Annotated in this window: 31 protein-coding genes and 1 other annotated feature; of the genes, 1 reads left to right on the forward strand and 30 read right to left on the reverse strand. The window is 37.5% G+C overall.

All coding sequences use genetic code 11. The features are described from left to right. Window positions 1–18: 18 nt before the first annotated feature. The 26 genes from SK578_RS07075 to SK578_RS07200 form a co-directional block, all read right to left on the reverse strand. Window positions 19–459 (reverse strand): ASCH domain-containing protein, encoded by a 441-nt coding sequence (locus SK578_RS07075; protein ID WP_042751322.1) that lies wholly within the window; start codon window positions 457–459, stop codon window positions 19–21. Next, a complete protein-coding gene (locus tag SK578_RS07080; RefSeq protein WP_042751323.1) occupies window positions 419–1,303 on the reverse strand; it encodes a putative PEP-binding protein in 885 nt (294 codons plus the stop codon). Before SK578_RS07080 ends, SK578_RS07075 begins: the two co-directional genes overlap by 41 nt. Beyond that, window positions 1,281–1,421, reverse strand: coding sequence for a hypothetical protein (locus SK578_RS11060; RefSeq protein WP_200872078.1), 141 nt, complete (start codon window positions 1,419–1,421; stop codon window positions 1,281–1,283). Before SK578_RS11060 ends, SK578_RS07080 begins: the two co-directional genes overlap by 23 nt. 10 nt (window positions 1,422–1,431) lie before the next feature. Next, complete coding sequence (locus SK578_RS07085; protein ID WP_042751324.1) at window positions 1,432–2,130, reverse strand: 3-oxoacyl-ACP reductase; 699 nt, start codon at window positions 2,128–2,130, stop codon at window positions 1,432–1,434. Then, window positions 2,123–2,359, reverse strand: coding sequence for a DUF2829 domain-containing protein (locus tag SK578_RS07090; protein ID WP_033684947.1), 237 nt, complete (start codon window positions 2,357–2,359; stop codon window positions 2,123–2,125). Before SK578_RS07090 ends, SK578_RS07085 begins: the two co-directional genes overlap by 8 nt. 99 nt (window positions 2,360–2,458) lie before the next feature. After that, on the reverse strand, window positions 2,459–3,385 hold the full coding sequence (locus SK578_RS07095) for an aldo/keto reductase (protein ID WP_042751325.1): 927 nt from the start codon (window positions 3,383–3,385) through the stop codon (window positions 2,459–2,461). A gap of 117 nt (window positions 3,386–3,502) precedes the next feature. Next, window positions 3,503–4,318, reverse strand: coding sequence for a hypothetical protein (locus tag SK578_RS07100; protein WP_042751326.1), 816 nt, complete (start codon window positions 4,316–4,318; stop codon window positions 3,503–3,505). Between the two features lie 113 nt (window positions 4,319–4,431). Further along, window positions 4,432–5,463: a DNA/RNA non-specific endonuclease gene (locus tag SK578_RS07105; RefSeq protein WP_042751328.1), complete on the reverse strand. Its 1,032-nt coding sequence runs from the start codon at window positions 5,461–5,463 to the stop codon at window positions 4,432–4,434. Between the two features lie 205 nt (window positions 5,464–5,668). Further along, the gene (locus SK578_RS07110) at window positions 5,669–7,573 is read right to left on the reverse strand and encodes a glucosaminidase domain-containing protein (RefSeq protein ID WP_042751329.1); all 1,905 of its coding nucleotides are present in this window, start codon (window positions 7,571–7,573) and stop codon (window positions 5,669–5,671) included. A 127-nt stretch (window positions 7,574–7,700) separates the two neighbouring features. Beyond that, window positions 7,701–8,687 carry a dihydroorotate dehydrogenase gene (locus tag SK578_RS07115; RefSeq protein ID WP_161683540.1) on the reverse strand — a complete coding sequence of 329 codons (987 nt, stop codon included), beginning with the start codon at window positions 8,685–8,687 and terminating at the stop codon, window positions 7,701–7,703. Continuing rightward, a complete protein-coding gene (locus SK578_RS07120) occupies window positions 8,650–9,450 on the reverse strand; it encodes a dihydroorotate dehydrogenase electron transfer subunit (protein ID WP_042751331.1) in 801 nt (266 codons plus the stop codon). Before SK578_RS07120 ends, SK578_RS07115 begins: the two co-directional genes overlap by 38 nt. Window positions 9,451–9,698: 248 nt before the next feature. Further along, window positions 9,699–10,079 (reverse strand): lactoylglutathione lyase, encoded by a 381-nt coding sequence (gene gloA, locus SK578_RS07125; RefSeq protein ID WP_042751333.1) that lies wholly within the window; start codon window positions 10,077–10,079, stop codon window positions 9,699–9,701. Between the two features lie 58 nt (window positions 10,080–10,137). Further along, window positions 10,138–10,497, reverse strand: coding sequence for a 50S ribosomal protein L20 (gene rplT, locus SK578_RS07130; RefSeq protein ID WP_000124834.1), 360 nt, complete (start codon window positions 10,495–10,497; stop codon window positions 10,138–10,140). 51 nt (window positions 10,498–10,548) lie between these two features. Next, window positions 10,549–10,749, reverse strand: coding sequence for a 50S ribosomal protein L35 (rpmI, locus tag SK578_RS07135; protein ID WP_001125943.1), 201 nt, complete (start codon window positions 10,747–10,749; stop codon window positions 10,549–10,551). Window positions 10,750–10,781: 32 nt separating this feature from the next. Then, window positions 10,782–11,312: a translation initiation factor IF-3 gene (gene infC / locus SK578_RS07140; protein ID WP_000848180.1), complete on the reverse strand. Its 531-nt coding sequence runs from the start codon at window positions 11,310–11,312 to the stop codon at window positions 10,782–10,784. 15 nt (window positions 11,313–11,327) lie between these two features. After that, window positions 11,328–11,459 (reverse strand) — a sequence feature (ribosomal protein L20 leader region). Window positions 11,460–11,619: 160 nt separating this feature from the next. Next, window positions 11,620–12,804 (reverse strand): membrane protein, encoded by a 1,185-nt coding sequence (locus tag SK578_RS07145; protein WP_042751334.1) that lies wholly within the window; start codon window positions 12,802–12,804, stop codon window positions 11,620–11,622. A 3-nt stretch (window positions 12,805–12,807) separates the two neighbouring features. After that, entirely contained in the window at window positions 12,808–13,395 is a 588-nt protein-coding gene (locus SK578_RS07150) for an ABC transporter ATP-binding protein (RefSeq protein WP_042751335.1), read from the reverse strand. A 389-nt stretch (window positions 13,396–13,784) separates the two neighbouring features. Next, window positions 13,785–16,025, reverse strand: a complete 2,241-nt coding sequence (locus SK578_RS07160) for a DNA internalization-related competence protein ComEC/Rec2 (RefSeq protein ID WP_042751336.1) — start codon at window positions 16,023–16,025, stop codon at window positions 13,785–13,787. Then, window positions 16,009–16,647, reverse strand: a complete 639-nt coding sequence (locus tag SK578_RS07165) for a helix-hairpin-helix domain-containing protein (RefSeq protein WP_042751337.1) — start codon at window positions 16,645–16,647, stop codon at window positions 16,009–16,011. The genes SK578_RS07160 and SK578_RS07165 overlap by 17 nt, the downstream gene beginning before the upstream one ends. Window positions 16,648–16,713: 66 nt before the next feature. After that, on the reverse strand, window positions 16,714–17,283 hold the full coding sequence (locus SK578_RS07170; RefSeq protein ID WP_042751338.1) for a GNAT family N-acetyltransferase: 570 nt from the start codon (window positions 17,281–17,283) through the stop codon (window positions 16,714–16,716). Window positions 17,284–17,473: 190 nt separating this feature from the next. Further along, complete coding sequence (locus SK578_RS07175; protein WP_042751339.1) at window positions 17,474–18,445, reverse strand: hypothetical protein; 972 nt, start codon at window positions 18,443–18,445, stop codon at window positions 17,474–17,476. Continuing rightward, window positions 18,432–19,421 carry a hypothetical protein gene (locus SK578_RS07180; protein WP_042751341.1) on the reverse strand — a complete coding sequence of 330 codons (990 nt, stop codon included), beginning with the start codon at window positions 19,419–19,421 and terminating at the stop codon, window positions 18,432–18,434. Before SK578_RS07180 ends, SK578_RS07175 begins: the two co-directional genes overlap by 14 nt. Next, window positions 19,418–20,422 (reverse strand): hypothetical protein, encoded by a 1,005-nt coding sequence (locus SK578_RS07185; RefSeq protein WP_042751342.1) that lies wholly within the window; start codon window positions 20,420–20,422, stop codon window positions 19,418–19,420. Before SK578_RS07185 ends, SK578_RS07180 begins: the two co-directional genes overlap by 4 nt. A gap of 113 nt (window positions 20,423–20,535) precedes the next feature. Continuing rightward, entirely contained in the window at window positions 20,536–21,099 is a 564-nt protein-coding gene (locus SK578_RS07190; protein WP_023947752.1) for a hypothetical protein, read from the reverse strand. 11 nt (window positions 21,100–21,110) lie between these two features. Continuing rightward, on the reverse strand, window positions 21,111–21,653 hold the full coding sequence (locus SK578_RS07195) for a hypothetical protein (RefSeq protein ID WP_000760366.1): 543 nt from the start codon (window positions 21,651–21,653) through the stop codon (window positions 21,111–21,113). Continuing rightward, window positions 21,650–22,228, reverse strand: a complete 579-nt coding sequence (locus SK578_RS07200) for a hypothetical protein (protein ID WP_042751343.1) — start codon at window positions 22,226–22,228, stop codon at window positions 21,650–21,652. The genes SK578_RS07195 and SK578_RS07200 overlap by 4 nt, the downstream gene beginning before the upstream one ends. Before the next feature lie 303 nt (window positions 22,229–22,531). Here SK578_RS07200 and ald point away from each other — a divergent pair, with 303 nt between their 5' ends. Further along, window positions 22,532–23,644: an alanine dehydrogenase gene (ald, locus tag SK578_RS07205; RefSeq protein WP_042751344.1), complete on the forward strand. Its 1,113-nt coding sequence runs from the start codon at window positions 22,532–22,534 to the stop codon at window positions 23,642–23,644. A 56-nt stretch (window positions 23,645–23,700) separates the two neighbouring features. Here the strand turns inward: ald and SK578_RS07210 are convergent, their stop codons facing one another. From SK578_RS07210 to cvfB, 4 genes are all read right to left on the reverse strand, one after another. Then, window positions 23,701–24,696, reverse strand: coding sequence for a PhoH family protein (locus SK578_RS07210; RefSeq protein ID WP_042751345.1), 996 nt, complete (start codon window positions 24,694–24,696; stop codon window positions 23,701–23,703). A gap of 84 nt (window positions 24,697–24,780) precedes the next feature. Next, window positions 24,781–24,996, reverse strand: coding sequence for a YozE family protein (locus SK578_RS07215; protein ID WP_001232089.1), 216 nt, complete (start codon window positions 24,994–24,996; stop codon window positions 24,781–24,783). 44 nt (window positions 24,997–25,040) lie between these two features. Then, complete coding sequence (locus SK578_RS07220; RefSeq protein WP_042751346.1) at window positions 25,041–25,598, reverse strand: GrpB family protein; 558 nt, start codon at window positions 25,596–25,598, stop codon at window positions 25,041–25,043. A gap of 11 nt (window positions 25,599–25,609) precedes the next feature. Further along, window positions 25,610–26,464: an RNA-binding virulence regulatory protein CvfB gene (gene cvfB, locus SK578_RS07225; RefSeq protein WP_001095435.1), complete on the reverse strand. Its 855-nt coding sequence runs from the start codon at window positions 26,462–26,464 to the stop codon at window positions 25,610–25,612. Window positions 26,465–26,487 lie beyond the last annotated feature (23 nt).

Raw genomic sequence — 26,487 nt, forward strand, 5'->3', positions numbered from 1 at the left:
TTTCTTCCTTCTAGCAATCTACAGTGGGTAGACCTTGCGAAATTCTTCTAAAACAACCTTGCTTTCAGGTGTAAAAGTCAGTCCTGCTTCTTTCAGCCACTCGGCGAAACAATCCTCATGAACCTGACGCCAATAGGCTAGGGATTTGTCACCTTCCCCTTCCTTAAAGGCATGTTGAGCAGAAACTTGATTGAAGGGCTGGACAGAAACCTTTGTAATTTCAACAATACAGACAGCCTGATTTTGACTATCTAAAATGACATCAAAAGTTCCTTCTTGAGGAAGAGACTCGGCTTCTAGTGCATAGAGGTCGTAGGCTGAAGCTGTTGCTGTTTTTTCGCCTTTTAAAACCAAATCCGCTAAAAGGTCTGGTTCCTCTCCAAAAGCCCAAGCATCGATTTCATCTCCTATATAGGGGTTAATTTGCTTGTAGGCGTTCCACATTTCTTGCGGGGTCATGGGTGCTCCTTTGTAATTTTTTACTTTCTTCTTTTATGTGTTTAAGATGATCTGCATGGTCAATCTCTAAATCAAAAATCTCCGGAATAGAGCTGTAATGGAGAATACATTCGATATCCATCTGATTCATTTTTTGTATGAAAGAAACATTCAGATATCCTGCTACAGCAAAGTCAATATTTTTAATCCTTGCTTTATCCTGCATCTGTATTAACATATCTAACATAATTGGATTTTCCATATCGTGCCATTGACTGTTTCTAACAGCGGCAAAAACAAAAGAAGTCAAATCATTCATTCCAACTACAATCTTTGAAATGCCCGTTTCCAGTATCCTATCCAAGTCAAAATACGCTGACGATAATTCAATCATCGTACCAACTTTCCCAGTAAAACCATGTTCACGCAATACTCTAATAGCTTGCTTTAACTGCTCAGCATCATTGACAAAAGGAAAGATAACAGATAGATTGGGATTGTTTTGATAAACTGCTGTAACGACATTTGCCTCAGCTTGAAATTCATCCGGACACGCCAGCAAACGCCTAGTTCCTCTATATCCAAATAAGGGATGATTTTCATCAAAATACTCTTTAGTCCCCTTTAGACAATTAGCTTCTGTATTCGTTAATTCAGTAAAACGATACCAAACTTCTTCATCTGAGTACAGGGAGCAGATAGTCTCTAGATAATCTTTTACAAATTGCTGACAACTTGGTAATAGTATATTTTGATTGACCTCTCTCAACAAATATTCCCCACGAATCATGCCAACATGATGAAATAGTTGTGGGTAAACTTTTTCATCAAGTTTTTCGCCACTAAGGGCAAGTTGCTTTCTCATCATTCACCTTCCAATTCATGTAAGAAGTCTTGTCCAGTTCTGGAAATCCTAATAATTCTGCTTTGACTTTCAAGACTACTGGCGATGCATTTTCTTCTGTGATTTTCTGAATATCCATCCAACTCCTCCTACTTCAAAGACCAGCCACCATCTATTGTCAGAATTTGACCCTGCATTGCAGCTGCCTTTCCACTGGCCAAAAAGAGACTGACTTCTGCCACTTCCTCTGGCTCGATCCAGCGCTTGATTGGTGTTTCACTAGCAACCCAGTCAGCCAATCCACCTGGCTCAAAATCTGCAGCGGTCATAGCTGTCTTGACTGCTCCTGGAGCGATACCAAAGACCTGAATCCCAGTTTCAGCATAGTCTAGAGCCAACTGCTTGGTGAAGCCAGCCAAGGCATGCTTAGATGAAGTATAGGCGTGACCACCTCCACCTGCTAAGCTAGAAGCGATGGAACACATATTGATAATGGTCCCTTTTTTATTCTCCAACATTTGTGTCAAATAATAGCGAGTCAACTCAACAGGAGTCATGTAATTAATTTCAAAAATTTCTTGAATTTCCTGCGCTGTTTGTTCCAAAAGTGGTTTATAATCATCCAAAACTCCAGCAGTATTGCACAAAACATCAACCTGAGGACACCAATCAAAAATAGGCTCCAAGTCCAAGGTCAAATCTCTCTGTAAAAAGTGAAAATCACCCTCTAAGAGTGGATTTTCACCTTGGTCAACTCCATAAACTTGATAACCCTTCTCTAAAAAGAGTCGAGCTTGAGCTAGGCCGATCCCTGAACTCACTCCTGTAATGAGTACACGTTTAGTCATACACTTCTACCCAATCCGTCGCCAAAACATCACAAGGTGTCGGACTCCACATGGAAAAACCTTCTCCTTCTCCAGACACGTTGATTAGGAAATAAGGTGTCACTTCAAGTGCAACCCCGTTTTGTTCAATGGTGTCAAAAAGTTGGACATAGTTTTCCGCACCTCCCCAACCAGTTCGTACATATTTTTTCTTAGCCTTTAACCCCGGTAGGATCTCTTCAAATGTCATGTTTTTCTCCTTTAAAATCAATAATTCTTCCCTTCATTATAACAAAAAAACCGCTTTAAAACGGCTTTTTGACTGTGATTTATTTACATCTGCTTCTACTTAAGGCAAATTATTCCCTGCAGCAAGATAAATTTCATACCATTCTTTTCTTGGTAAGCTAAAGTTTGTTGCTTGGCTAACTTCTCTCAAGTGCTTAGGATTTGTTGTACCAACGACTGCCTGGATTTTTGCTGGATAACGCAATATCCAAGAAATGGCAATAGTTGAAGAGGTTACTCCATATTTAATAGCTAAACGATCAAGTACTTGATTTAAAGCTTGAAATTTCTCATTTCCAACAAAATTCCCTTTAAAATACCCGAATTGTAAGACAGACCATGCTTGAATGACCACATCGTGTAATTTGCAATATTCAAAAATGCTACCATCTCGCATAGCTGCTTGACTATCTTCCATATTAACATGAAACCCTGATTCGAATCCTGGAGTAAAAGCCGCACTCAATTGTAGCTGATTAACAGCTAACGGCTGCTTAACATCTTTTTTAAGCAACTCCATCATCATAGGATTTTGATTAGAAACTCCAAAATTTCGAACCTTACCTTGTTTATAAAGGAGATCAAAGGCTTCTGCTACTTGGTCAGATTCCATCAAAGCATCTGGTCGATGAAGAAGCAAGCTATCTAGATGATCAATCTTCAATCTTTGCAAAATTCCGTCAACTGATTTTATAATATGGTCCTTAGAAAAATCAAAATAGGTAAATTCTTCAATGCGAATTCCACATTTTGACTGAATCCACATCTCTTCTCTTAAATCTGGACGATTTTTTAGGACAAGACCTAACAGTTCTTCACAACGACCACGACCATATATATCAGCCAAGTCGAAAGCATTGATTCCAACAGAAAGTGCTGTTTCTACAAGCTCTTCAACTTCTTTTACAGACTTATCTTTTATTCTCATCATTCCGAGAACAATTTCTGATAATTCTTTATCATCTTGACCAAGAGTTATGTATCTCATCAAATTTTTCTCCTTAAATTTCTAACATTCTTCCCTTCATTATAACAAAAAACCGCTTTGCAACGGCTTTTTGACTGTATATTAGTTAAATAAACTAATAGCTATCCAATTTTTAAATTATTTAAGTTCAATCAGTTTATTATAAATTTTTTCAGTTAACTCTTTCTGCTGTGTTCCTGTTAAATAGTGTGATGTACGAATTAAAACTGTTCCATAAACATAGTGTGAACCAGGATTTAAAGCAGTACCATCAAATGCGCTAATATATGTGTTGCGTTTCTCAGCTTCTTCTTTTGTCTTATACACCTCTACATTTCCACCAGCATCATTTCCTTTCTGAACAATATCAGATCCCTCTACTGAATGTGTAACTTGATTGTCAACAAAATATACAGACGCTGTATACCCACCTTGTTTATTCAATTTATTATTTGGATCGTTATTTTCAGTAACAGACTGTACTCCTGTAATTGAAGAAATTTCTTTGAGTCTTTCTTCAACAAAAGTATTAGATGGATTTGTAATTTGTTTTAGCTGAAGAATACTATTTTGATAAAGAATCTGTTTGTCAGATAAATTCTTTATTGTTTCACTATAGTCCACTGGCTTGCTTAATTCTTCTATTTGCTCCTCAATCTTAGCAGTTGATTTCTCCATTTCTGGTACTTTTAGAAGCGAATTCTGACTATCTTCAATTGCTTTTTTTAATTCTTCTAATTTTTTTGAATCCAATGGCTCTTCGCCACTATCAATTACCTTCTCAGCCTCAGCTAGTTGGTTTTCAACCTCTTTATTTTTTTCTTGTAAATCTTTGACTATATCTTCAAACTTAGTTACAGCAGATCTGTAGGGGACATAAGATAAGAAATAGTATCCAAGACCAGAAATTCCTAATATCAGACACATTGACAATATAATTATTTTTTTCTTCATATTAATCTCCAAAAAATATTTAATATCTCCATAATTCTACTATATTACCCCAAAACACGCAACAAAAAACCGCTTTGCAACGGCTTTTTGACTGTATATCTACTAAATTTTTCCTACCACTGCAATCCAGCTGCTTTAATTTCTTTCTTAGAGGCATACTTGCCATTTGGTTTATGCCATCTTCCTCTGGAATCTTTGAAATAACCACCTGAATTTGCTGATTGCGTGTTTGATTCCTGACTCTCTTCCTTTTCTTGTTCTGCTTGACGAGCCTTTTCTTCCTCTTCTTTCGCCTTCTTCTCGGCTTCTGCTTTTTCCTCCGCCTCTTTCTTAGCCTTTTCCTCAGCTTCCTTCTTGGCTTTTTCTTTTTCTTCTTTTACCTTTGCGTCTTCAACTAGGTTTTTAGCAGTACCATCCAAATAGTTAATTTCTGCATTAGCCGAAACATTATCTAAAATGACATGTGTTACAGAATACTTATCAACCTTTTCCTTACTGCTCTCCAATTTAATTTCCAAGAGTTTACCATTTTCATCAACGCCTACATATTGCAACTCAAGCTGTCTGGGAATTAGCTCATCTTTCTGATAAATTGGTGTCACCTTATAATCAAGATAGTAGTTAGGATGATTATCGAGCCATGAATCTAATCGATTTTCATAGTATAGCATACTACTCTGGTTATATTCGTCAGTTCCAGAATAGTTTCCAGCATTAAGCCAGTTAGTCATAGGAACTAAATTTCTCTTTTCATCATTCAAACCACTAAATTGGTAACCAATTAAATGACCTCTACTCATCAACCAAGCTTCTTCCCGTCCATCTCCGTAGAAAAATTTATAATTGTGCCACCCAACTGGATCATAGGTTAATTTTGAAGCTCTTTTTTCAGTTGGCTCATCGCTATCCTTTAGCTGAATATGAGCACCCGTCGCACGATTTTTAGAATCCAGTTCTCCAAGCTCAAGCTGTTTTTCATTTTTAAAGGGCAAGAGACCAGCTTCTTTGAACAACTTCTCATCAAACTTAGCTTGTGTTTGTTCCACTTTTGCCTCTGAAACTTTTGCTTCTCCCTTATGACCAGAACAAGCCGCCAAAGTAAAGGCTGACAAAATGGATAGACTAACATAAACAAACTTCTTCATCTTTAACATCTTTTTAATTACCTTTAGCATTTTTATTTTATTTTACTACAATATATCAAAATAATCAATTTTATTATATATTATTATTGTTAAAAACCGCTTTGAAACGGCTTTTTGACTATACTTCACTCCATTTTATCTTCTTAAATCTACGGAAAAATAAAAAAACGACAACCACTTTTCAGCAGTTATCGTTGCTTATCTTTTAATCTTTTCCACCAAGTCGACTATTGATATTCATCATGATACTAGCTATTTTTTCACCCCAGTACGGATCTGATGCATAGCGTACATTCATTCCCGTCGCTTTATTTCCAAGGTGATCTCTTCCACGGTCAATATAGTTCTCACGAATCCACTTGGCCGCACCAAGAATTCCTTTGTCTACATCATCAAATTTCTTAGCGGAATCATAGGGACTGGTATCGTAAGCAGCTATACCGAAGAAGTTATTTTTATCATTAGCAATTTGGCTACGTCCCCAAGCACTTTCTAGCGCACTGTGAGCCATTAAATAGAGAGCATTGACACCGTAACGTTTTTCAGCTTCCTTAAAAATTGCTCCTTTACCGGCAAGACGACTGTTTCGGATATTCATCATCGAATAAACTCTATTTAATTCATCCGCACTATAGTTGGTTGGTTCAGTTAAATTCTTGAAAAGGAAACGATTTTTGATAGTAAACCCATCGAAATGTTCTCCATCCTTTGAATAATACTTCTTACCAATTTTCATAGCTGAAGTATGTGGAGCTACCCGTATACTAGTGTATGGAGAAAGTTCATGGTATAGGAATCTTCCGTCAGTAGTATAGTGAGGAATAAACTCACTTTCTTCCTCAACTAAAGCCAAATCACTTTGATTCATATAACCGGACAAGCCTGATATTGAAACAGCTAGACGAATACCCTTGCTTTTAGAGCCATCATAGGTCACAATACTTCCCTGATTGACATAGCTCAAAATATCTCCTGATTCGCTATAAATATAGGCTGTGATTGGTTTAACCTTAAAATATTTTGGACTTTGAATCCACTTTCCGTTATCTTGGAAGAAGTACTCTTTATTTTTGATGTTAAAACCACCAGTAACATAGCTTCCATCTTCTTTCAGGTAGTACCATGCATTGTAGTTAGGATCAAAAATCCATTCATTCTTGGCCATATAACCACCAGATTTGAGGTAATAAGCACCAATCCATTCACGTGAAGCATAAGCACCACCTGATTTTAGGTAAAACCAGCTATTATAAGATTTATCAAAAATCCATTCTTTTTCAGCCATTGCTCCACTATTTTTTAGATAGTAAGCATTTTTCCACTGATTACTGGCCATCACACCATCATTATTAAAATAATACCATGCGCCCTTAATTTTTTCCCATTTATTACGAAGGATTTTTCCTGAATCTGTAGCATAATACCATTTATCAGTAATCTTCACCCAAGCATTTTGAGCCATCGCCCCACTACTATTAAGAAGATAATCGTTCACTATAGCATTGCTAGCCATAACTCCATCTTGCTTGAAGTAATACCAAACATTGCCAATTTTTTCCCATCTATTACGAACAATCTTTCCTGAATCTGTAGCATAGTACCATTTATCCGCAATTTTCAACCAGGAATTTTCTACCATTGCTCCACTAGTATGAAAAGCATAGTCATTAACAATTCTATTGCTGGCCATGATTCCATGTTGATCAAAGAAATACCAGACACCCGCAATTTTTTTCCAGTTTTTGATTGGTTGATTATTCTCATAAAAAAGCCATTTCCCATGCTCTTTCTGCCAATCATTCTTATGAGCTTCTTCAACTTTTTCTTTATTTGAAATAGCCTCTTTTTTAGAATTATTTTCTTTTACAACAACTGGTTCTTTCTTTTTTCCCGTCTTTTCAGTTTCATTCTTTGTATTTTCAACAACTTTTTTCTCTTCTGATGCTGGTGTCTGATTTTTATCTTTAGAAGACTGATTTTTGTCCACAGATTGACTCTTATTCGTCGTTTGACTTTGGTCTGTTGTTTTACTATCTTCAGCAAAGACTGATGTTGTGGGCACAATTGCCAATGCAAGCACTGCCGTGCTTACAAGTAGTGTTCTCTTCATTTTACTCCCCTAAGTAGATATTCATCTACATCATTCGTAATTAACTTTATTTTAACATAGTTAAAAGATGAAAATATTACAAAATGATGAAAATTCTATTTCTTATTAACAATAAGGATGGTCTAGCTTATCTAAGGCTGGCTTTTACTTCCTTGCGGAGATTTTCTAGACTGCTGATGCCGTATTTATCCATAACCTTTGGTAAATTTTCGATGATATCAGGACAGGCATATGGATTGGTAAAGTTAGCTGTTCCAACTCCAATAGCAGATGCTCCAGCCAGATACATTTCTAGGGCAGCTTCAGCCGAATCCACTCCCCCCATTCCAATGATGGGAAGGTCTGTTGTTTGAGCGACTTGGCGGATGAGTTTGAGGGCTACTGGAAATACTGCTGGACCAGACATTCCACCTGTTCCATTGGCCAAGATTGGTTTTCTGGTTTTGAGGTCAAAGCGCATTCCAACTAGAGTATTGATCATGGTTAATCCACTTGCTCCTGCATCCTCTGCTGCCTTTGCGACAGTAACGATATCGGTCACACTAGGGGTTAGTTTGACATAAACTGGCACATCAGAAGCTTCCACAGTTGCTTTCACCACATCATAAGCCAAATCTGGATCTTGGCCAATCAGGAGTCCATGATTACAGTGGTCAACATTGGGGCAAGAAATATTGAGCTCAATAGCCTTTACATTGACTGCCTTAGAAATACCTTGAGAAACAGCCGCATACTCTTGTTTTGAAAAACCAGCCACATTAGCGATAATAGGAAGATTTGGATATTCTCTTTCCAGCCAAGGTAACTTTTCAGCCAAAACAACCTCCAAACCAGGATTTTGTAAGCCAATTGCATTGAGCATACCAGCGGGTGTTTCTGCCACCCTTGGAGTTGGATTGCCAAAACGGGCTTCAAGTGTTGTCGCCTTGATCATTATAGAACCCAAAAGGTCTAAATCATAGTACTTGGCATACTCTTGACCAAAACCAAAACAGCCTGATGCTGGAATAATCGGATTTTTCAAATCCAAGCCTGGTAGAGAAACTTGTAAACGATTTGTAGTCATAATTTTCTCCTTATAATACAACTGTTCCTGTGCGGAAAACAGGGCCATCTTCACAGACGCGTTGGCTGACCGTCTCGCTTTCTGGCACTTTTAGGACGCAGGCATAGCAAGCCCCCATCCCACAAGCCATACGAGATTCCAAAGATAAATAGGCTCTTGGGTGGTCATAAAAGGTTTGATTGATATACTTCATCATTCCTGGAGCCCCACATGAGTAAACAGCATCAAATTGATTGTCTAAATCCTTGATAACAACGGAGACATTCCCCTTGATGCCAAAAGAACCATCATCTGTTGTTACAAAGACCTGCCCATATTGGTCTAATTCCTTTTCAAGGATAACAGCATCCTTATTAGCAAAACCGAGGACTGTCACTACTTTCACTCCACGTCCATGCAATTCCTTGGCAACCTCAAGCAAGGGTGGAACACCAATCCCCCCACCAACGAGAAGAACCTGGCTCTGCTCATCTAGGTCAGACAAGTCAAAACCATTCCCCTGAGGCCCCATCACATCAAGAGTATCTCCCTGACTTAAGGTTGAGAAAATAGCTGTCCCAGTTCCCTCAATCCGATAAATGAGATGACACTGCTTCTTAACCTTATCGATAGACGAAATTGAAATAGGGCGACGCAAAAGATGAGCATCATCAGGCACACGCAGATGAAGAAATTGGCCAGCTCGCATGGCTTCAACCATTTCTCCTTCTAGGACTAATTCAAAGATTGCTGGCGCGATTTCCTCCTGTGCAACCACCTTCATGGTTTCCAAACGGATGGCACCCAAGCGTTTCTTACATGTGGGATTCATGACTTTTCCTCCTTAAATTTTAAGGGGACCAGATAAATAAAAGACCTTGCGATTGCAAGGTCTCAGTTAAAATCATACAAAACAATAGAGCACACTCAAAAAGTCTCCTCTAGAAAATTGTACTATTCTTTTATCTGACACCTTGTGAGTCTCTCTGGACTCCCCTTAAAGGTTAAATTTTTATTAGTATACTCTTTCAGCTAAAAAAAGTCAAGTAGAAAACGAACATTCTACTTGACCTCACGAGATTATTTTTCACGAATGACTTCGACCTTGTAGCCATCAGGGTCTTTAACAAAGTAATAGTTAGGTGCAGTTCCAGGTAGACCATTTGGCTGAGTCACTTCATAGCCTTTTGCACTGTGCTCTTGATGAAGAGCTTCAAGATCAGGTGTACTGAGGGCGATGTGGGCAAACCCATCTCCAACCACATAAGGACCGTGATCGTAGTTATAAGTCAATTCCAACTCATAGTCGTCACCCTCAAGACCTAGATAAACAATCGTGAAGGCATGGTCTGGAAAATCTTTGCGACGCAATTCTTTAAATCCAAAAGCATCTTGATAAAATGCGATTGATTTTTCAAGGTTTTCTACTCGCAAGCAAGTGTGTAGCATTTTTGAAGCCATATTTTTCTCCTTTATTTTTAAAAAGACTGGGACAATCCTGTTCCAGTCTTATCTGTTATTATTTACCAAGTTTTGCTTTAGCTGCATCTGCAAGAGCTGTGAAAGCTGCTGCATCGTTAACAGCCAAGTCAGCAAGCATTTTACGGTTAACTTCGATCTCAGCCAATTTCAAACCATGCATCAATTGTGAGTATGAAAGTCCGTTCATACGAGCTGCCGCGTTGATACGAGTGATCCACAATTTGCGGAAGTCACGTTTTTTCTGACGACGGTCACGGTATGCATAGTAGTAAGAGTTCATTACTTGTTCTTTTGCAGTACGGAACAAGATGTGTTTAGCTCCATAGTAACCTTTTGCTAATTTAAGAATACGTTTACGACGTTTGCGTGATACAACGCCACCTTTAACACGTGCCATGTTTTATTTCCTCCAAATATTTCCTAGAATTGTTTACTTACAGTCAAGCTATTATTTCAAGCGAGTAAGCATTGCTTTGATACGTTTGTAATCTCCTGAATGCACCATAGATGCTTTACGAAGATGACGACGTTGTTTCTTAGTTTTTCCGTGGAAACGGTGAGAAGTGTAAGCACGGAAACGTTTAAGTCCACCAGAACCTGTACGTTTGAAACGTTTAGCTGATGCGCGGTGTGTTTTTTGTTTTGGCATGATTTTTTCTCCTTTATTTAACTTTCTGACAATTATTTTTTGTCAGTCGCTGGCGCCAATTGCATGAACATTTGACGTCCATCCATTTTAGCACGTTGTTCGATGATGGCAATATCTTGAGTTGCTTCAGCAAACTCGGCTAAAACTTTTGCACCAATCTCTTTATGGGTAATCATACGACCCTTAAAGCGAATAGATACCTTAACTTTATTTCCTTTTTCAAGGAATTTGCGTGCATTGCGAAGTTTTGTATCAAAGTCACCCTTGTCAATAGTTGGACTTAGACGAACTTCTTTCACAGTAACAACACTTTGTTTTTTACGTTGTTCTTTTTGCTTCTTCTGGTACTCAAATTTGAACTTACCGTAGTCCATAATTTTTGCAACAGGCGGTTTGGCTTGGGGTTGAATCAATACTAGGTCAACATTAGCATTATCAGCCAAAGCTTGCGCTTCACTGAGTGGCTTGATGCCTAGCTGTTCTCCTTCAAGACCAATCAAGCGAACTTCACGTACACGAATCTCATCATTGATGAATAAGTCTTGCTTTGCTATGGTTTTCACCTCTTTTGTTTTATTAGAGAAAAACAATAGCGGACTCGTAAATATACAAGCCCGCACGTTATGATAGCGTTTCTTAGAAACTTTTCATCCGTAGGGCCAGGCAACTTAATGTCACAAGGCGAGAAGCTCTCACTTCTGCTTTTCTCAACTTTTATATGATATCAAGTTTTCTAGCCCTTGTCAAGATAAAAAGTTATTTTTTTGAAAAGTTTGTGTTTATATTTTGACTTGGTTTTCGAATCAAAAAGAGAGAATCAAGTTGATTCCCTCTCTATGTTAGTTTTTACTTATTTTCCCTGTAGGAAAGCTAGAATCTATTAAAAACTTCCTTTTTACGTGAACTTCCCCATCTTTCGATAAATAGAATTCCCACTAACAAAAGGATAATCAGGCAAGGAAGTAAGACCATTCCCATACTCCAATTCAGATTGACATTATCAATTTGCTTAGGTAATCTTCCAGATAAAATCTCCACTGAACGCAAGTAAGTAAAGGGAATCAGATGTGCAATCTTTTGGAGAGGCTGGATTGTTTGGATGCCAAACAATAAGCCAACAATCCCAATAAGTGACAGAAAGAGGACAGGCATTTTTTGCTTGAAAAAGTAAGTAATCAAATACACAACTTCCACAATGACGATAAAGGCTAAGAAAGCTAAGAACAAGCCAGGAAATAACACATCTTGTATCTTTCCAATAGTTACCTCTTGATTCACTAAGCTATAAATCGGGTAGGGATAATCTAACTGTCCAAAACCACTTGTCAGACTTCCCACTAGAAAAGAAAATCCGCTGATTCCGATAAACAGCACAGTTACATAACCCACTCCAACTCCAAGAGAGGATATTGCAAATTTCACTTTTGAAAAAGGATATAAGTGAGCTGTATCCAGATGATTTTGATATCTTTCTGTAAATAGTTGCGTTAGCATAAAAATAATAGCAACCACAAACAAGCTTGGGATGATAAGCTCTAAAATCCAGACAATCTGATCAATCCCGTGGGTCGGATAAACTAAATTGTGGGCTTTTATGTTCAAGGGATATAGGGCTTGGTAAGTCTTTCGTTCGCGGTCAACCGCCATTTTTAAGTCAGAACTAGAAGTCGGTTGCTTCGATACAATTTCATAACTCTTTTCCTCAGCTTGCCACTGCAAATAGTAGGCTTCTTTCCAGCGTCCTTCTCTTAACAAAGCCAGAATTTCTTTCTTTTGAGTCAAAAGATTTTTTTCCGATTCTAAATTAATTTTAGCAGTCTGGTATTCCTCCGAGTTGGTATCAGATATTTGGGAGAGTTTCTCTTCATATTCATTGATGACTCTCTCATCTTTTACAAGACGGGTTTCCAACTCGCTCTCCAAGCTAACGGAGTTTGCAGTCTGACTATTAAAATAAAAGGTAACACCGAGTCCAGATACAAATAAAGCTAAGATAATCCAGTTTAAGCGACTTTTGAAAACTTTTTTTAATAAAAATAGACTAATATCTTTCATAAACTAAACCTCTTCTATCTGCCCCTGATGAATGGTTACTACTCTATCGCAGACATCAAGCAACTCTTCCTTATAGTGGGAACTTAAAAGAACCAGCTGTTCTTGTCTATCGATTTGTGCCAGCCTATCAAAAAACTTCTGTCGATAATACTCATCTAAGCCATTTGTAATCTCATCCATAAGCCAGCATTTCGCCTGACTAAGGAAATACATGGCAATCACCAAGCGTTGCTTCATACCTAAGGAATACTTACGGATGGGAAGGCTGATATAGTCAGACATTTCCCAGTAATCAATTTCATCCCCCAAGTTCAGCCCTGACTTCCAGATGTTTTTGATAAGACGAAGGTAGTCCATCCCACTTAAGTTTCCATCCAGCCATTCAATACTCTCATAATAAAACAAAGAAGGAGGGGCTGCAATATTTCCACTAGTTATAGGAATTAAATTGCTAATGGCGCGGAACAGTGTCGTCTTTCCAGAGCCATTGATAGCAAGAATACCATAAATCCTACCCTTTTCAAATGTAAAATCAACATCTTGTAAAATGACTTGTCGCGTTTTTAAGGTCACATGAGTAAGATGCAACATACCTAGCCCTCCTTTTTGGATTAATAGCCTCCGCTGTAGTAGTTTAGTACCTCATAACAATCGTAATTCCAGCCAGAACCAACTTTATACTCTGAATAGCTGTCATAACGATACCATAACAGGGGATTAATATAGTCATATCTCTAGCAATTCATACTAGACTTATAGTAGGTATTCCAACCATACCGATAAGTTTTAAGAACGCTAACAGCAGATACACTGGACTAAAAAAGACCAATAGATCATAAACTAACTAATTAAACGGTTTTTGCTAATTTTTAATGGTTTTATATCACCGATATTGAAGACGCTTTCATTATATCGTTTTTATCATTATTATGCAATAGATTTTTAGTTTGTTTTACTAATATATAATATTTGTCTCCTTCCTACCGAACGCTTTCTATTTTCCAACTCCTCCACCCTTTAAAGCGTATAGCTCCTTGCTGGTCAGTTCGGTAAACTTTACTATTGATACCTTCCAGTCGAGTCAAGGTTTCCTGATGGGGGCGTTTCGTTCGATTGTTCTTTCCAACTGAAATGAGAGTAAACTCTGGTTTGAGCTGTTCTAGAAAGGCTGAACTTGATGATTTTTTAGAGCCATGTTGACTAGATTTCAAAACATCCACTTCTAGGTCAGGATATTGCCTCAGCAAGTCCCTCTCTCCTTTCTCCTCCAAATTTCCAGTGAAAAGAAAGTTTTTATCCAAGAGTTTTCCATACAAAACCAGGGTATCTTCATGACCTCCGTCTCCAATTTTCCTTGGAGATAGGACTTCTAACTGACTTCCAAAAATTGGCAAGTTCTCTCCTGCTGTCACACTGCGCACCTTGGTTTGAGTTGCCTGTAGTTCTGAAACAAATTCCTTTTGTTTCAGACTGCCTTTTGATACTAAAATCTCCCTTACATGGAAAGCCTTGGTCACCTCTAACAAATCTCCGACATGTTCCTTGTCCGTATTTGTCAAAATTAGCTGGTCAATCTTGGCTACTCCTCTACTTTTTAGATAAGGAATCAAGGTTCGCTGGGCATTGCTGGTCGTCGCCTTTTCTTGCCATTTTTCGATTTTCTTGCTAGATTCTGCCTTGCCACCGATATCTATGAGAATGATTTTACCAGTTACATCCCGTAGGAAAATACTTTCCCCTTGCCCAACATCCAGCATGGTGATTTCATTTTCCAGTGGATGCTTGGTCAAGAAAAAGAGACCTGTAATCAATAAGCTCAACACTGCTAGCCTTTTAATGTTTTTCCTCAAATCATAGACCAAAGCCAAGGAAATTAACAATAAGATTAAAATCCATGCATTGGGTTGTCCAAAGACCAGAGGTCTACTTGCCACCTGTGATACAAAGCGAATCATTCCCTCCAACCATTCAAAAATAAAATTCAGCTGAATGACTGGATGAAGAAAGGAAAGGGCAAATAAGATAGACAAGAGCGGTAAGAAGACCAAGTCAAAAAGAAAGGAAAAGACAAAGGTCAAGAGGATGGACCAAGGTTGAAATTCCGCAAAATAAAAGGATAGAATGGGTAATATTCCCAAAGAAATAACCAGACTTTCTCTGGCAATAGCCTTAAGCCCCTCCTCTTCTTTGCTAGTCATTGTCAAGATAAAAGCATAAGCACATGACAAAACTCCTCCTGCAGTCAGGAAAAAGTTGGGCATGATAATAAAGAGTACAAGCACAGTCAAGGCAAAATTATCCAAGCCCTTAACACCATGTTGAGCCAGTAACTTTTGCAAGAGACTGCGAATGACCGAAGCTGAAAATCCTGTCATACCTGCATAGATAATGGAAAAGGGATAAGTCAGCCATTTCAACTTTTCTTGAGTCAAGCCCAATCGTAAGAGAAGTTTCTTAAAACCATCCATGAAAAAACCTACCTGCATGCCTGATAAGGCAAATAGGTGGATAATTCCTAAACTAGAATAAAGCCCGTTCATCTCCTCAAAGTCTGTATCCAGATGTCCCAGTAAGAGACCCGTCATATAGTTACGCATAGGGTCTGGAAAGTGCGTCTTAATCCAAACCACAGCCTTTCGGCGTAAACTGGATAGATTTTCTCCTATATCCCAACTGCTAACCTGTTTAAGGGACTGTATTTTTTTGATATTGAGAGTCTGGAAAACTCCCTGAGTCTTCAGATAAGCCTGGTAGTCAAAGCCACCAAAATTTCTCTGCCCTTCTGGCTCTGATAGTTTTCCTTCAAGTTCCAAATCATGAAGGGCTGTTAAAGCTTGAAATTGTTCTTTCTCCTCCTCGGACTGGAGTTTATAATAGACTTGAAAAATGCGTCCATCAGACTTGCCACGAAAGGATAGACTGTCACCATTAACCTTAATAGTATCAGGCAAAATCCGTACCCTTTCAACAGAATCCGCCAAATTTTGACTTGCTTGACTCTGTTGCCAATTTTGAAAAACAAACCAAAATCCAAAGATTCCACAAATTACTAGAACTTTTCCAGCAGATTTCCAAGGAAATTGGATAAAGAGACAGACTAGCAGAAAAACAAAGCCCAACAAAGCAAGATAGGATGCAGAAAAAATGGCGTAGTAAAGCCAAAGTAACAGAAAACTAAGGTAAATTAGGGGAATAGAGAAATTCTTAATCCACTGTAACATAGTCTTTTAGCTTTTCTATGGTCTTGGCACCAATGCCAGAGACCTTCTTGAGTTCATCAACCGACTTGAACTTGCCATTTGATTCACGATGGTCGATAATATCCTTAGCTCGTTTACCACCCAGACCCTTGACCTGCTTGAGCTCTTCCAGACTGGCCTTGTTGAGATTGATTTTCTTTTCCTTGCTCGTTGAAGAGGCCGTCCCAGAAGCAGTCTGCTGACTAGCTGCTTCTTCACCCTTAGTTGGAACGTAAACCAGAGCCTCATCACTAACTTTCTGAGCTAGATTGAGTGACTTGCTGTCTGCTTGCTCTGTCAAGCCACCCGCCTTTTGAACAGCGTCATTGACCCGACTACCTACAGGCAAATCATAAATCCCAGGCGATTTAACAGCCCCCTTCACATCTACTGTGATTAGGTCTTGTTCAAAGGGTTCTTCCTTCACTTCCTTTTCGGTCGATGAATCCTTGGAACCAGCTGCAACTTCTGCCTGCAAATTCGTTTCTTTGACAGGTGTGTGTGGAGCTGGCTTTAGCAGGAAAAATCCGCCTATAAGCAAGCCCAGACCAGTACAGATGACAATGATTTTATACTCTTTTATTTTCTCGATAATTGCTTCCATATTTTCTCCTCTCTTAGATTATTCGTAAGAGGATGAAAAAACAGTTGAAAATTTCTTCTCAACTGCTTATTTATTTGCAAAATAGTCTTCCTTGGTCAAGACATAATGAACTCTGGTCACGATTCGGCCTTCTTCATGCTGGTCCATACAAGCATATGGTTCTGCATGGGAAAAATGCATACCTGATTTCTTCATGACCTTTCCTGACGCAGGATTGTCCTTATCGTGTAAAGCAACCAACTTATTCATCCCTATCTTCTCAAAAGTTAGCTCAATCACAGCACGATTGGCTTCTGTCGTCAATCCTTGACTCCAATACTTTTTATTGATAATGTAGCCAATAGCTGCCTTCTTAAGAACAGGATTAATCTTGTGCAAGTCAATGGTTCCGATAAACTTGCCATTATCTTTTAATTCGATCCCCCAACGTCCCAAGGGATTAGCCAAGTAGAACTGAGTAATGTTATTCTTGGTTTCTTCCAAACTTTGATTTGTTTGAAAAGTGTAGCGCGTATTTTCTCTGTCCGAGGCATACTCAAACATTTCTTCCGTATCATCCAAGGTTACAGGTCTAAGCAATAAACGCTCAGTCTCGACTATGGGATACTGAGCTAGTTTTAAAAAGATTGATTCCATACGTTTCTACCATTCAAAAGTATTTTCTACCAGTCTAGCATAAAAAAGAAGTGATAACAAGAAGCGCGAACAAAGAATACCAGATAACTGATTCTAGAGCAGAGAGTTTTCTGGTCTTTGGAAGCATTTCTAAATGTTTCTTAAAATCAATAATTACATAATTCAGAGTCCTACTGACAATGAAGATTCATCATTTTTTCTTTCCTTTTTTGAATCTAGTATTTACTTTTTTTATGACATAAAGAATAAAACTTCCCAAAATATCTAGTCCTACTGAGATTATAAATATTCTAATAAGCCAAAGCAGCCAACGTGTTTGATTAATAAATACATTGATGTAGGCATTTCCCCCATCAATGTAAATAATAAGAAGAAGTAAAAATATTTCAAGAGGAATGCGAATTTTAGCTTTCGTCAGACTAAATTCTTTAAATAAATTTCTGAATAAATTTCTAAAACTGACCTCTCCGTCCGGTTCTGTTTCCCAATATTCCTTGCTTTGAGTTTTAAGATATAAAAGATAGACTACTTCAATAATCAATTGGGGGAAAGCATAACAGTAAAGGAGTGTACTTGTAATACCTAAAACCATAGCAAACTTCCCTAAAAAAGCACTAGTTAACAATACTAACATAAAAATAATGAGAATAGATTCTTGACTGTAGGCACTGGATTTGGCAAAGTAATTTCTCACCGTTCGACTTGCAGAAAAACCGTTTTTCAGTTGTCGTTTTAACCAGAAATAGTGATAAATAAAGCCACAAACTGTAGAGAATACTAAAAACAAAATGACTGGTATTGACGATTCATTTAATTCTTGAAAGCCATTATTATTAACTGTAAACAAAATATAACACGTTAGCATTAACGATAAGAAAATTCCTATATACGATAATAGTAATAAAATAGTTGATAAAATTTGTTTACGATAAATAAAACTCATCCCTAGTGGAATCACAGTTGCCACTATAAGATAGACCGAATATAATAAAATAAAATTAAAAAATATGTTCGATGACTTTTGCAGACCAAAATCAATTAGGTATAGCTCTACTCCAAAGATGACTGCTCCTGTAAATGAAATAACCATCATACTTGCAGATGCGCGAGTATTCGCTAAGATTTTAAAATAAGCTTTATTTAATTCTTCAACTTCTTTCACTGTTTTTTCTTTCCTTTTTTAATCCAGTTTTTAATCTTTTCATCATAGATAGAATAAAGCTCCCCAAAATATCCAGCCCTATCGAGATTATAAATATTCTCCCAAGCCAAATAAGCCAAAGGGGGGTGTATGAACTAGGACTAAAATAGCCTATATTATACATAATACCTAGGAATATTGAACAAAACAAAATCTCAAGGGAAATTCTAATTTTTGCTTTCTTTAAACTGAAACCCTTAAATAAATCTCGAAAAGTCTCTTTTTTCGTAGGCACATCTTCCCAATATTCCTTGCTTTGAGTTTTTAGATATAAAAGATAGGCGACTTCTGTGATGAGTTGGGAGAAGCCATAGATAAAAAGTACCGCTGTTAGAATTCCTAAAACTATCGCAAACTTACCAGAAAGAAGACCGCCTAGCATGGAAACTGTAAAAATAATGAGAAGAGAATTATTATTGTGGGCACTAGATTTCGTAAAATAATTACCCATTGTTCTATTGGTAGAAAAACCTTTTTTTAACTCTCTTTTTAGCCAAAAATAGTGATAAACAAAACCAACAACTGTACAGATTAACAAAAAAGGAATGGTGTATAATGAACGTTCGTTATATTCTTGCAAATTAGTCCCTGAATAAACAAGAATAATATAAGATATAAGTATCAAAGATAAAAAAATACCTATATAAGATAAAAGTAATAATATGGTTGAAAAAATCTGTCTACGATAAATAAATGTCATTCCTAGTGGAATAACGGTTGCCACGACAAGATAAATAACATAAATCAAGACAAAATCAAAAAAGTAATTTTCCAAAGGATTTATTCCGTAGCCTTTAACAAAATAAAAATATTGGAAAAGCAGAAACAATGCCAAAACGAAGGCTCCTGTAAATGAAATCAACATCATGCTTACAGATGCGCGAGTGTTCGCTAAGTTTTTAAAATATACTTTATTTAAATCTTCAACTTCTTTCACTGTTTTTTCTTTCCTTTTTTGAATCTAGTATTTACTTTTTTTATGACATAAAGAATAAAACTTCCCAAAATATCCAGTTCTATTGCATAGATGAACAATTTAACACTCCAGACCAGCCAAATAGGTCGCTTAATGCTCTCATCTGAATAACCACTATAATTAATAATCCCTAATAATATTGCAAAAGCTACCATCTCAAGTGGGATACGAATTTTTGCTTTCTTTAAACTGAATCCCTTAAATAAATCTCGAAAAGTCTCTTTTTTCGTAGGCACATCTTCCCAATACTCCTTGCTCTGAATTTTTAGATATAAAAGGTAGGCAACTTCTGTAATCAATTGAGAAAATGCATAGCTGAAAAGAAGAGCTCCAAGAATTCCAAAAATAAGTATCAACTTACCTGAAAGAAGACCGCCTATCATAGAAACTATAAAAATAATAAGAAGAGAGTTCTTACTATAAGCACTGGATTTTGCAAAATAATTACCCATTGTTCTATTGATAGAAAAACCTTTTTTTAACTCTCTTTTTAGCCAAAAATACTGATAAATAAAACTACAAATTGTACAAATAACTAAAAATGGAATAAAAATTGGAGAATATAGAGAGAATCCTATAGTAAATTCCTTCGTTGAAATAGAAGTAACTATAATCAAAAGCATCATCAACTGCAGAGAAAAGTATATGACCATATAGACTAGTAGCAGAAAAATTGTTGACAAAATTTGCTTCTTATATACAAAGAGACCAACTAATGGAATGAAAAAAGCAATAATAAGATAGAAACAAGCAATCAAGAGTAAATCAAAGAACCAATTCATAAATGGATTTATTATAGCGACTGTATCAAAATAGTAATAAAAAATGAAAATTTCTAGTGCTAATATAAATACTCCTGTCCATGAAATAACCATCATACTTGCTGATGCGCGAGTGTTCGCTAAGCTTTTAAAATATGCTTTATTTAATTCTTCAACTTCTCTCACTGTTTTTTCTTTCACATTAACCTCCTAAATTGACCTAACTCTAAGTCCGTTTAATTAAAAATCACAGCTTAATCAGCTTATTCGAATTTTTCGATAAAGAAAAAAATGTATAGAACTCGATCTATCAATTAAATATCTTTATTTTCTAATTCTTTGTATAACTGTCTCAATATCATGCTGCGTTTAATCAATTTGGTATTTAAAATAGTGTATACGATAAAATATGATGATAAAGTTAATACAAGACTAATATAATTACCCGAACTTATAAAAATTGCAGCAGTCACTATTCCTATAATCAAAAAACAGAGCATCGTTATATATAATATTAAAACATTCCTTTTTTCTTGCTTTAAAAAGTTTTGATAGTTTATTAAATCAATTCGAAATTCTTCTAACTCAATGACACGGTTTAAAACATAATAAAGGAATAGACTGCTACCAATACTAATGATAATATAAGCAAAGATTAAAGACAGTATACGAAGATCTGTTGGTACTTTCCCATCTTCACTTATACTTCTCAAAACAATATATAAAACAAGAGCAATTGAACTGTAACCAGTAATGGTAGCTGCTCCATTAGTTTTATCCTTTGTTGGATATAAAAGTTGATGATTTTCATTGTTATAGTAGACAGATTTTTCCTGATATATACCTAGGGCAACGAAATTTTTAGTGTTGCTTTTCATAATTATCTTTCTTAATTATAAGCTTTATAAAGTCCATTTATGATTTTTCCTCTTTGGAATATTTTATTATAAAAGAACATAAAATACATAGTCATAAATAAAACTGAAACAACTCCCCACGGAAGATTGCCATATGTGATAAAGAGGTTCGCAAAAAATATTATAATTAGTGGGAATATGATAAGAGATAAATAGGTAAAAAAGACATTCTTTCGCTCTCTTAACACGAAGTCTCTCATTGCTTTTTCCTCTAATTGAAGTTTTTCAACTTGCCTCTCACGATGGTACGTAACATAACAAACAACAAAGGCTATTATAAAGGAAATCAGGATGCCAATCATTAGAAATTGATATCTTCCCAGAATGGTTAAATAGTATTTGGAATTGACTCTTCCAATTATGACATAAAGAATCATGATCAAGCTACTGCCAGCAGTTTCCCAAAAAGAAGTCTTTTTTCTTACTATGTATAAACCAGAATCCTTTTTATCAAAATAAACTGGATTTTTATCAATTGTTCCTATCGGAACCATATTTTTTAAATATTTTTTCATGAATCCTTTTCCTTAGTGGAATATTTTTTGTCTAACATATGAATCACTTTATATCTTTGTACTGGTTTCGTGTTTAATAACAATAGGGGGAACATAAAAAATAAAATGGCTAAAAATAGAAACAAAAAACTAGAAATCAATAAATAAATTATTGAAAAAATCACTGGAAAAAGAAATCCCAGTAGTATAATGAGATGACTCTTAACTATATTTTTCTTCTCGTTTTGAAGAAAAGTCATCATATCAGTATTTGAAAGCACGAAAGGTCTAATAACTAATTCTTCATTCAAAGCAGGTCTGTAGAGAAGTTTGGAGATAATGATCATTAGAAAAAAACCAAACATCAAGGGCCAAAAACCACTAAACACCTGAACTTTTGTTATTTCTCTTACAATCACATAAAGGATAAGTGCTACTCCTGTTGAGAAAGCGATAGGAGACACTTTAAACTTTGTTTTAGAATGACCTAAGAACATCTTGTCTGTTTTCTTATCAAAAAAAACTGTTTCCCCTTCAAAATTACCAATGCCTACAAATTCAACGTCCTTTAACTTTATAATTTGCTTTTCGTCCAAGAGAGTCTCCTTTTTTCTTATCTGATGTACACTCAAACATTGCTTCCGTATCATCCAAGGATAGAAATCTAAGCAATAAACGCTATGTCTCCACTATTGAATGCTGGCTAGTTTTAAAAAGATTGATTCCATACGTTTCTACCATTCAAAAGTATTTTCTATCAGTCTAGCATAAAAAAGAAGTTACAACAAGTTTTTCTTGATTTTTAAAGCGGTTTCATATAGAATAAAATCATCACCTTATTTTATAGAAAATTGTGATAAATCATTTATAACCCGTCAATAGAAAGGGAGTTTTTCTCTATGTTAATCGGAATTCCAAAAGAAATTAAGAATAATGAAAACCGTGTTGCCCTCACACCTGCTGGTGTCCACAGCTTAGTCGGTCGTGGTCATCGCGTCCTTATCGAAACAAATGCTGGTCTCGGTTCTGGCTTTACTGATGCTGACTATCAAAAGCAAGGAGCTGAGATTGTCGCTACTGCTAGTGAAGCTTGGGCTGCAGAGTTAGTCGTGAAAGTAAAAGAACCATTAGCTTCTGAATATGGGTACTTGCGTGACGACCTGCTTCTCTTTACCTACTTACACATGGCCGCTGCTCCTGAATTAGCAGATGCTATGCTAGTAGCGAAAACAACGGGGATTGCCTATGAAACCGTCAGTGATTCCCAAGGTCAGTTACCACTTCTCGTACCTATGAGTGAGGTTGCAGGCCGTATGGCAGTCCAAATCGGTGCTCATTTCCTAACTAAGCAAGCAGGAGGTTCTGGCGTCCTACTGGGTGGTGTACCGGGTGTACCTAAAGGGAAAGTAACCATCATCGGTGGTGGTGTCGTAGGGACCCATGCTGCTCGAATTGCTCTTGGTCTTGGTGCACAAGTAACCATCCTTGATATCAGTGCTAAACGTCTCTCCGTTTTAGAGGAGGTCTTTGGTCACCAAATTCAAACTCTTATGTCCAATTCGCTCAACATCGAAGCCAGTGTGAGAGATGCGGATGTGGTGATCGGAGCGGTTCTCATCCCAGGTGCCAAAGCACCAAAATTGGTGACAGAGGAGATGGTCAAGCAAATGCGTCCAGGCTCTGTCATTGTGGACGTTGCCGTTGACCAAGGGGGCGTTATCGAGACAGCTGACCGTGTCACAACTCATGATGAACCCGTCTATGAAAAACACGGTGTGCTCCACTATGCCGTTGCCAACATCCCCGGTGCGGTAGCCCGTACTTCTACCATTGCCCTAACCAATGTCACTCTTCCTTATATCGAAGCTTTGGCTGGCAAAGGATTCGCACAAGCAATCTCTGAAGATGAAGGCTTGCGCCAAGGTGTGACCACTTATCAAGGTTACTTAACCAGTCTTCCAGTAGCCCAAGGTCTCGATAAAAAACATACTCCAATTGATGAACTAGTATAAAAAATCTAATTATCAGATAAAAGAAAGAGCAAGTCCACCTGAACTGCTCTTTTTTGCTATTCTGTTTCTTCTTGGACTTCTTCACGCTCTTCATTTTTAACTGGTACTGGTTCATAAGCTCGGATAATCTGAGCGACAACTGGATGGCGAACCACATCCTTGGCTGAAAAATGAACAAAGTCAATCTGGTGAATGTTCTTAAGCTTTTCTTGGGCATCAATCAAACCGGACTTGACATTACGTGGCAGGTCAATCTGACTGATATCTCCATTGACAATCATCTTAGAATTAAAGCCTAAACGAGTCAAAAACATCTTCATCTGCATGATGGTCGTATTTTGCGCCTCATCGAGAATGACAAAGGCATCATCCAAGGTTCGTCCACGCATATAGGCAAGGGGCGCAATCTCGATAATTTCACGCTCCATGAGTCGAGTGGTTTGGTCTTTTCCCAGAATCTGATACAAGGCATCATAAACAGGTCTAAGGTAAGGATCGACCTTTTCCTTGAGGTCACCCGGAAGAAATCCAAGACTCTCACCTGCTTCCACTGCTGGACGAGTCAGGATAATTCGCTTAACCTGACCACGTTTAAGAGCTGTCACTGCCAAAGTAACTGCAAGAAAGGTCTTCCCTGTCCCTGCAGGCCCAATTCCAAAGGTCACATCATGCTGTTTGACACTGTCCACATAAAGTTTTTGACCCAGTGTTTTGACACGGATAGGCTTCCCAGTATTATCCTTGATGATTTCTTCTTCGTAAAGGGCGACAAACTTGTCGATTTCATCGTTTTTAACCATGCTAATTGCAGTCACCACATCTGGCGTCCCAACCGTCATCCCACGATTCACCAAGACCATGAGAGCTTGAATAACCTGACGAGCTTCCTCACAGGCAGTCTCTTCTCCCAAAACTTGGACAATCTCCGTACGAGCATGAATCACCACATCAAGCTCTTCTTCCATCAAACGAAGATGGCGCTCATTGGAACCAAAAAGATGAAACAAGTCATCTGGATGACTCAGTTGAATGTCTATTGAATGTTCCTTCAAATAAAGAACCTCTCTAATCCTTTTATTTCTTTTTATTATAGCAAAGGGGTGGAGAAATTACTAGCCCAAACCCAGTGAATCATGCTAGTGTTCTAAGTATTCTTGCCAGATAGCGTCAAAGTCTCCTAGGTTAAAAGAGAAACTGGCATGTTCTTCTAAAAAGCGACTCACCTCATCAAAATCATCGGTGTGTTTTGGGAAGGAAGACTCTTCAAAAGCGAGGTCTGCCAAAATTGCTTTGGGGCTGTTACTTTTAGGGTTGCGCTCGGTCATGAGCCAAGTGTAAAATGATTTTCTCAATTCTTTCTCCTATCAAGACTTTTTTGATGAAACTTTTCTGATTATTAAAAATTACTGGACTTAGCCTCTGACACATAGTGGTTTATAAAATCCGTTTTCGCATCTGTATATGCGTCTCGATTGTGTTCAAATTGTTTCCACAAACTGAGTTTTAATTCCTGATACGCTTGGGCGATATCTGGATGCTGGCAAAGATAATCTCTAAAATAAATCTCGTTATGATCTCCCGTCATTCGCAAATGTAAATGAAAAACTTTCTCAGCAAATCCCTGCTCTGTATAGCCTTTATTTAGCGAAATCCTGTTAGGATTCTCCGACATCACTAGCCAACCATTCTTCACCAATAAATCCCTAACTCTTGCTAAATCCTCTATTCTACCTACTTCTAGCAGAATATCGACGATATTTTTGGCCCAAATATTAGGGATAGCAGTGCTACCGATATGCTCTATTCTTTTAATAACATTGGCACCCAATATTTTTTTCAGATTTGCTTTTTCCGATTCATACCAGTCTTTCCACTCTGACTTGTACTCTACTAGAAAAATAGGAAAAAGTTGCCAGAGTTCCTCTAAACTCATTTCTTCAAGTTTCTTTTTCATGTCTATAAGGCCTAAATCAACTCTGTCCCAAACTGGTCTTGCTTGATTTTGCCAGCCTTCATCAAGCCACCGAGTGCTTTCTTGAACTGACCTTTAGAAATGCCAAAGGTTGCCTTGATGTCGTCTGGAGATGACTTATCATTTAAGGTCATGAAACCGCCATTGCTTTCCAAATAAGTCAAAATCATCTGAGCATCATTTTCCAACATCTCAAAAGAACGTGGTTTAAGGGAAAGGTTCAAGGTACGGTCCACTTCACGAAAACCAATGACACGCGCATCTAGAACTTGTCCCAAACGTGGCTCTGCATAGCGTTCGCTAGGATGGATAAAGCCAAGCATGTTATTTTCTGGCAGGTAAACAAAAGTTCCTGACAGCTTGAGACGGTATACAATGGCTGGCCAATTTTGGTTCTGCATGTTGTTGTAGGCAGGACGAGCCAGACGTTGGAAATCTTCTTGATAAGCCAAGAGACCCCAGATACGGTCTTTCTTGTCCACTTCAAGACGGATGTAAAGTTGGTCGCCCTTCTTAGGCCAAAGTTCCTTAAGCTCAGGGAGGATATCGAGTGACACAACGATTTCCTTGTCAGGAAGGCCTGTATCCACAAAGACACCCAAGTCTTTACGAACTTCCGTTACAGTTCCCCAACCAAATTGGTCCTGAGTGGCAGTCACTTCTATGGTTGTCAGGCGGAGTTTTTGCTTCATATCCGTGTAGGCAAAACCTTTGACCGTATCCCCTACTGTATGTTGACCTTCTTCCTTAGCAAGAGCATAGGTTTGACCATCCTTTTGCACAAAGTAAAAACGGTCGTTTTCATCGATGATGAGCCCAACGATAAAACTTGCAAGATTTGTATTCATATTTCCTTCTTTCGAATAAAACT

Source organism: Streptococcus mitis (genome assembly GCF_000722755.1).
GTDB lineage: Bacteria > Bacillota > Bacilli > Lactobacillales > Streptococcaceae > Streptococcus > Streptococcus mitis_CM.

Bases quoted from the DNA above. Each gene is read 5' to 3' on its own strand.
- gloA (WP_042751333.1), bottom strand. From the start codon at position 10,079: ATGGCTTCAAAAATGCTACACACTTGCTTGCGAGTAGAAAACCTTGAA.
- SK578_RS07165 (WP_042751337.1), bottom strand. From the start codon at position 16,647: ATGGAAGCAATTATCGAGAAAATAAAAGAGTATAAAATCATTGTCATC.
- SK578_RS07170 (WP_042751338.1), bottom strand. From the start codon at position 17,283: ATGGAATCAATCTTTTTAAAACTAGCTCAGTATCCCATAGTCGAGACT.
- SK578_RS07090 (WP_033684947.1), bottom strand. From the start codon at position 2,359: ATGACATTTGAAGAGATCCTACCGGGGTTAAAGGCTAAGAAAAAATAT.
- SK578_RS07115 (WP_161683540.1), bottom strand. From the start codon at position 8,687: ATGGCCCTGTTTTCCGCACAGGAACAGTTGTATTATAAGGAGAAAATT.
- SK578_RS07100 (WP_042751326.1), bottom strand. From the start codon at position 4,318: ATGAAGAAAAAAATAATTATATTGTCAATGTGTCTGATATTAGGAATT.
- rpmI (WP_001125943.1), bottom strand. From the start codon at position 10,749: ATGCCAAAACAAAAAACACACCGCGCATCAGCTAAACGTTTCAAACGT.
- rplT (WP_000124834.1), bottom strand. From the start codon at position 10,497: ATGGCACGTGTTAAAGGTGGCGTTGTATCACGCAAACGTCGTAAACGT.
- SK578_RS07105 (WP_042751328.1), bottom strand. From the start codon at position 5,463: ATGAAGAAGTTTGTTTATGTTAGTCTATCCATTTTGTCAGCCTTTACT.
- SK578_RS07085 (WP_042751324.1), bottom strand. From the start codon at position 2,130: ATGACTAAACGTGTACTCATTACAGGAGTGAGTTCAGGGATCGGCCTA.
- cvfB (WP_001095435.1), bottom strand. From the start codon at position 26,464: ATGAATACAAATCTTGCAAGTTTTATCGTTGGGCTCATCATCGATGAA.
- SK578_RS07075 (WP_042751322.1), bottom strand. From the start codon at position 459: ATGACCCCGCAAGAAATGTGGAACGCCTACAAGCAAATTAACCCCTAT.
- SK578_RS07095 (WP_042751325.1), bottom strand. From the start codon at position 3,385: ATGAGATACATAACTCTTGGTCAAGATGATAAAGAATTATCAGAAATT.
- SK578_RS07145 (WP_042751334.1), bottom strand. From the start codon at position 12,804: ATGAAAGATATTAGTCTATTTTTATTAAAAAAAGTTTTCAAAAGTCGC.
- SK578_RS07120 (WP_042751331.1), bottom strand. From the start codon at position 9,450: ATGAATCCCACATGTAAGAAACGCTTGGGTGCCATCCGTTTGGAAACC.
- SK578_RS07080 (WP_042751323.1), bottom strand. From the start codon at position 1,303: ATGAGAAAGCAACTTGCCCTTAGTGGCGAAAAACTTGATGAAAAAGTT.
- SK578_RS07160 (WP_042751336.1), bottom strand. From the start codon at position 16,025: ATGTTACAGTGGATTAAGAATTTCTCTATTCCCCTAATTTACCTTAGT.
- SK578_RS07220 (WP_042751346.1), bottom strand. From the start codon at position 25,598: ATGAAAAAGAAACTTGAAGAAATGAGTTTAGAGGAACTCTGGCAACTT.
- ald (WP_042751344.1), top strand. From the start codon at position 22,532: ATGTTAATCGGAATTCCAAAAGAAATTAAGAATAATGAAAACCGTGTT.
- SK578_RS11060 (WP_200872078.1), bottom strand. From the start codon at position 1,421: ATGGATATTCAGAAAATCACAGAAGAAAATGCATCGCCAGTAGTCTTG.
- SK578_RS07190 (WP_023947752.1), bottom strand. From the start codon at position 21,099: ATGAAAAGCAACACTAAAAATTTCGTTGCCCTAGGTATATATCAGGAA.
- SK578_RS07150 (WP_042751335.1), bottom strand. From the start codon at position 13,395: ATGTTGCATCTTACTCATGTGACCTTAAAAACGCGACAAGTCATTTTA.
- SK578_RS07110 (WP_042751329.1), bottom strand. From the start codon at position 7,573: ATGAAGAGAACACTACTTGTAAGCACGGCAGTGCTTGCATTGGCAATT.
- SK578_RS07195 (WP_000760366.1), bottom strand. From the start codon at position 21,653: ATGAAAAAATATTTAAAAAATATGGTTCCGATAGGAACAATTGATAAA.